The following is a 5,393-nucleotide window of genomic DNA, read 5'->3' on the forward strand; positions in this document are numbered from 1 at the left end:
GTGCAACAGTTATCGCAGAGACCACAATGGATGCAGATGCACTTGCAACCACAGTGTTCGTACTCGGTGAAAAGGAAGGTTTGGAGCTTATCGAGAGCCTTGAAGATATCGAATGCCTGATCATCACATCAGATAAAAGGACACTTCGGTCCAGTGGATTCACAACATACGAAAATACAGAGATCTGACATCAGTGAAGGGGTATGAAATACCACACCTTCCTTCTTTTTTTATATAGCTCATTTTCGTCCTAACAAGACCTCATGCATTGTCTCATAAACAGGACCATAAGGAGTAAGAGTACTTTTCTTCAAAAATACTTTATCGACCCTTATTTCCCCAAGGTCCACCTCTTTAAGCTTATCAAGTACAGCTAAGAACCCTTCCATCTGTTCTTTAGGCATGAACTTGATACGTCCCAGAGTTGCATGGGCAGTGAATTCCCTTTTATCTTTGTCGAAATCGAGCCTTGAAAGACTGGCTTCCACATCCTCATGGAGTTGCTTGAAATTCCCTTCAGCCCCAAGCCAGACGACCCTTGGAGAGCGGAAGTTGGGGAAAACGCCAACTCCTTTGATATTCGCATTAAATGGCATGCATTCAATACCATCCAATGAAGATGCAATATCCGGCACCATATCATCTGAAATCTCACCAAGGAACTTCAGCGTAATATGTATAAGTTCAGGAGAAACAAGCTTTAGCTTAAAACCCTCAAATGAAGAAAGGACATCAATAAGTTCCCCACGTACAGAAGACGGAAGGTCCACCGCAATAAATAGTCTTGACATAATAAGAATAAAACACATATGCCTGTTAAATATTACTGTCAAACTAATTTAAGGAATTGTTTTGACTATAATATATATATATATATCAGGAATGTACATAATAAATAACACACAATGATTTCGTAATTTAGAGGGATGATATGGGTACTATAGATACAACAGGAATTTTAGCAAAACATGCGATCAAGATCGCAGAAGAACTCTGCTCTCCTGCTATAATAGTATCCGGAGATTTTGATCTTGCGGGCATTGAGACCAATATCCCCATATATTATGTACCACGCCGCCAAAAGAGTATCATCGACAACCTCATATCCGACAGTCTGGAAGACGAAAAACGACTGAAGAGCATTCTTGAACCAATGGCAAGAGAGGCCACCGGCAATACACAACACATCGAACAGGCTGCTGCCATCGAACATATCATAGGTGAACTTCGAACGGGAACTATCGTAGGCCTCATACAGACCAGAGAGTCAGGTGCCATTGTAACCCACGAAGTATCACAAAGCCCGCTCATTAGAACCATTCAGGAATGTGAAGAAAGGGTAGATCCCGAGGTCATGCGTGTAGCTTTGGCAATTGCATTTGACATTGCAGCCTCTGGAAGAGAGGGCCATAAGATAGGAACGGCATTCATTTTGGGAGATACCGAAGAAGTATTGCAGCGTTCCCACCAGATGATACTCAACCCTTACGCAGGACACAAGGATGAACATCGCAACCTGCTGGATAAGAAGAACTGGGAATCGGTAAAGGAGTTCGCACTTCTTGATGGTGTGTTCGTCATTTCAGAAGAGGGTATCGTTCAGGCTGCCGGCAGATACCTCGATGTCGATGCTAAAGATATAGACATAGAACAAGGATTGGGAGGACGACATGTCTCAGCTGCAGCCATTACAAGAGACACCTTCGCCATAGCAGTAACGATATCAGAATCCGGCGGAACCGTACGCATATATATGGACGGAAAGGAACTGCTATGCCTTGATTATATCGAAAGACCGTCCTTACAAAAATGAATGTGCAATGCTTGCGAAACTCTCATATCTTAAATCGCAAGATCGCTGCAATTCCACCAAGTGAATGTAATCTTTGACCGGGTTCGAATTCTGTACTGAAAACGACCATTTTCCCCTGTGAACGTTCAACGTTCTGTATAAGTCCGTCAATGTTGCCGGATTCCCTCTCAAGACGAAGCATCTCATCCGCAACCAGAAGGGTTTCCACAGCACCGAAATCGATTGCCTGCTTCACTTCATCCATACCATAGGCAACCTTGCCATCAAGTGCTATCTCTTTTAAGAGGCTGTCCATGAGAGAGGATTCCCTTGCGATCCTTGACTCTTCCATGATACGGTCGACAGCACCCCTTCGAAGAACTTCCTGGAAGCCGGACATGCCTATGGAAGAAGTATCCTCAACAAGGATACCTGCTACAAGATCCGAGTTCTTAGACGATGCATACTTCATGAAATCATCTTTAGTAAAACCAGGACCTGAAACTACCACCGACTCAGTTCCACTCATTGCATGGGTCAACTGGTCGAGAATAGTACTGAAGAACACTTCTCGAAGCGTACCTTCCCCTTTACCGGAAGACTGAGTTATATGAGAGTATATCTCAATTCCATAATGACGTACAAAACCAATGTCCGCATCCCCTTCTTCGATTGCCACGAGAATGACCTTGGGTCTTTTGGAAGATGCTTCCGCTTCATTAACACGTTCTAACTGATCCTTTTTCCAGTATTTTGTGATGGAAAGGTTCGTACCATCTTCAATGTTCAACGTATGATAAAAACCCGCATCCATTCCATGTTCAATAAGACCATGGACCCGTAGACGGTTAGAGAATTTATGGAACTCAACATCCTCGACCCTCACGCCGAGGCGTACGGTCTTCTTCTCGGCCTTTTCGGGCCTGAGCTTATCGGCCGCAGTATCCGCTTTCCTTTTAGTGAGAGAAAAAACCAGGTCACCCTTCTCGATGATATATTTCAGGTGCCACAGATCATCAAGCGTTTCCGGGGTCAGGGATATCTCCCCTTCCCTGTTGTGTTTCAGGTCTCTTTTTGTTACCCTCATGATAATACCCAATATTGTTTCCAGACCATATATCCATAACGGAAAACCGTTATTTCCTGATATCCGATTCACCCGGAGGAAGCATTCTTGCAATTCTGTCAGGTGATGCGATCTGTTTGACAAAGGAAGGGTCTTTCAGCTCATCGACATACATACGATATAACTTCTTGGAAATATCGTTCTGATTGAACTTGCCGGGCATGACCTCTATCACATACTTCCCATTGCTCTGTATCGCAGACAAAGGTCCACCGATAACACGCGTCTCTGCACCCAGGTCAAGACCTATGGCAACACCAACAGGGACATCCTTGTAATAATTACGTTCACCCCGAATGACGAAAGAACCTTTTTTAAGATACTCGCCGGATTCAGGTGTCTTTGATACCTGTTCAGGCTTTATCCAGTAACAATCCCCACTGAACTGCCCGGATTTCCAGACACTTGAATAAGATACGACAAACCTTGCCGCTTCTTCGAGAGTAGTTTCAGGAATATCCTTACCTTCGGTCTTAATTACAGTTATCGGAGCTCCGGGAACCTGAGTATGGAAAACAATATCGCGTTTTTCCATATACTTCTTCACGATCTCCTCGTTCGTATCAGAATCCCTTCCACCGATAACAAGGAAACCATCGGATGAGAAGAACCATCTGAACCGGTCATACCAGTGCTTCTTGAAGACGGCCTTTCGCCTTTTAGAAACTTTCTGTTCCCGCTTTTGCATTGCTCTTTTCGTATCTTCGATAGCTATCAAGGCCCCGTCTCGCTTTTTGCTGATCTTCTTGGCCTTATTATAATACATCTGAGCATTTTGAGGAATGGTCTTGCGAATATTGATATTCGCATTTACAACATCGAGATCGATAACCACGTTCCCTTCAGCTGAATCGATACTTACTATGGACTTCGCTGCAGGAAGAGTATCTTTTGCTTTCTTAAGAGTATCCCAGATGTCCTTCCAGGAATAGCCCTTATCCCTGGCAGCTTCGAGAACAGAGAGAACCTCTTCTACTGTCTGATAATTTCCATAGATGCTTTCGGCGATCAGTGTGTATTTAGTAGAATCCTTTTCAAATTTCAGTATGGCTTCCTGCTGTTTCCTCAGACGTCTCTCAAATACATCCTCCTTTTCCTTCTTCTTAGAAACTACCTGTTCGATGACCTCTTCAGATGCCTTTTTTCCAAAGTACTCATCGAGAGCCTTATTGAAAGAAGGGTAGAATTCCTTTTCAGCATCGGAATATTGCATAAGCTCCAGAGGGAGCACATCCACTGCCTGCAACTCATCTTTCACAGTCTTTTTTATGATACAGGGCTTTAGTTCATGATCGACTATCGGAGCAAAAACGTCTGTAACAGCTTTGCTGAGTGCAGCCACTTCTTCATGACTTGCATCTTTTGCGGAAGTGTTCTTGTCCACACCTGCCCTTAAACATACTTCTTCTGCAAGAACCCCACCGAGATTATAACTGGTAGCGATGGTCCTGACAACATTTGAATCAGAAGAAAGGAAACGCTCGGACATTACATTAGCATCGACATAAAGAGGACTTAGTTGCGCTTCAGGATATTCATATATCTCACCACTGCGAACACGTCTTCCCTTGAAGGTAACGGGTTTCATAGGCAGGATAATCTTTCGGTCACTGTTCAAAAGGACAATGTTACCACGTGAGAACAGTTCGCAGACGAGGATGGTCTCAATACCTCCACGTATTACACCCATCTCGATTATTCTGTCAAAATCATATTGCTTGATAGAAGTTATCCTTCCGCCGAGGATATGTTTTCTAAGTAGCATTGGAAAAGCCTGCGGGGTTTTAGGGCTTTCACGCACATAATTGCTCATGTGTGCCCTTTTGCCTGCCTCTATCACCAGGTTGTCCCGACCTTTCCCAAATATAAAGAGATTTATCCTGATCTCATCCGGTGCCGGCTGATATATCTTCCCGATCTTGGAATCGATAAGGGAACCTTCCCCATCGCCAAGTTCAGATACAAGAGCAGCTACATCTGCACTCGTCATCTCCTGTTTCATAGGTGCTTATACCTTCCGACCGGACTTAAGGTTTATCCATCCGGGATCATCTGAAATTATCAGAGAACAACCAGATTAAGCAATAAAGAAATAGTATTAGTACATCAATTGGTTAAAACCAACAATTACCGAATTATTGGAAAATGATACATGGACCTCAAAACCAAACATTATCTCAAATCGAAATTCCAGGAATATTACAGGACTGCTGAAATTCATCTGCCTGCAAGACTACCAGAACGGGAATGGGGAGTTATTTCTTTTGATGATATGCCTGAAACTGTGATGAGGAGGCATAAGGCATTTGGTTCTGCCGGCGAGGTTGAGGATTACCTTGCCGGAATGGCACCTGCTCATGTATATTATTCCGTTGCATATTATACGTATCCGAACGCTCCGACCATGAAAGAAAAGCAGTGGCTGGCTGCAGACCTTATATTTGACCTTGATGCAGACCATATCCCGGGAGCACC

Annotated in this window: 5 protein-coding genes and 1 pseudogene; 3 read left to right on the forward strand and 3 right to left on the reverse strand. The window is 43.8% G+C overall.

What is annotated here, in order from left to right; translation table 11 throughout:
• Positions 1-188 (forward strand): FAD:protein FMN transferase (locus QAS77_RS10170; protein ID WP_305065375.1); only part of this gene is annotated, 188 nt, incomplete at its 5' end.
• Positions 189-239: 51 nt separating this feature from the next.
• Here the strand turns inward: QAS77_RS10170 and thpR are convergent.
• Positions 240-791, reverse strand: coding sequence for an RNA 2',3'-cyclic phosphodiesterase (thpR, locus tag QAS77_RS10175; protein ID WP_250867386.1), 552 nt, complete (start codon positions 789-791; stop codon positions 240-242).
• A gap of 140 nt (positions 792-931) precedes the next feature.
• Between thpR and QAS77_RS10180 the strand changes: the two genes are divergently transcribed.
• Entirely contained in the window at positions 932-1,813 is an 882-nt protein-coding gene (locus QAS77_RS10180) for a DNA integrity scanning protein DisA nucleotide-binding domain protein (protein ID WP_250867387.1), read from the forward strand.
• A 22-nt stretch (positions 1,814-1,835) separates the two neighbouring features.
• Here the strand turns inward: QAS77_RS10180 and QAS77_RS10185 are convergent, their stop codons facing one another.
• Both QAS77_RS10185 and rqcH read right to left on the reverse strand, forming a co-directional pair.
• On the reverse strand, positions 1,836-2,879 hold the full coding sequence (locus QAS77_RS10185) for an mRNA surveillance protein pelota (RefSeq protein WP_250867388.1): 1,044 nt from the start codon (positions 2,877-2,879) through the stop codon (positions 1,836-1,838).
• A gap of 49 nt (positions 2,880-2,928) precedes the next feature.
• Positions 2,929-4,920 carry a ribosome rescue protein RqcH gene (gene rqcH / locus QAS77_RS10190; protein WP_305065377.1) on the reverse strand — a complete coding sequence of 664 codons (1,992 nt, stop codon included), beginning with the start codon at positions 4,918-4,920 and terminating at the stop codon, positions 2,929-2,931.
• A gap of 150 nt (positions 4,921-5,070) precedes the next feature.
• On the opposite strand from rqcH, the pseudogene QAS77_RS10195 reads away from it, so the two are divergent.
• Positions 5,071-5,393, forward strand: a pseudogene (locus QAS77_RS10195) (DNA primase catalytic subunit PriS); the annotation flags it as partial.

The sequence above is a fragment of the Methanococcoides sp. genome, assembly GCF_030594565.1.
Classification (GTDB): Archaea; Halobacteriota; Methanosarcinia; order Methanosarcinales; family Methanosarcinaceae; genus Methanococcoides; species Methanococcoides seepicolus.

What these genes read in the sequence shown, in the direction of transcription:
- thpR (WP_250867386.1), bottom strand. Translation starts at nt 791, where the DNA reads ATGTCAAGACTATTTATTGCGGTGGACCTTCCGTCTTCTGTACGTGGG.
- QAS77_RS10185 (WP_250867388.1), bottom strand. Translation starts at nt 2,879, where the DNA reads ATGAGGGTAACAAAAAGAGACCTGAAACACAACAGGGAAGGGGAGATA.
- QAS77_RS10180 (WP_250867387.1), top strand. Translation starts at nt 932, where the DNA reads ATGGGTACTATAGATACAACAGGAATTTTAGCAAAACATGCGATCAAG.
- rqcH (WP_305065377.1), bottom strand. Translation starts at nt 4,920, where the DNA reads ATGAAACAGGAGATGACGAGTGCAGATGTAGCTGCTCTTGTATCTGAA.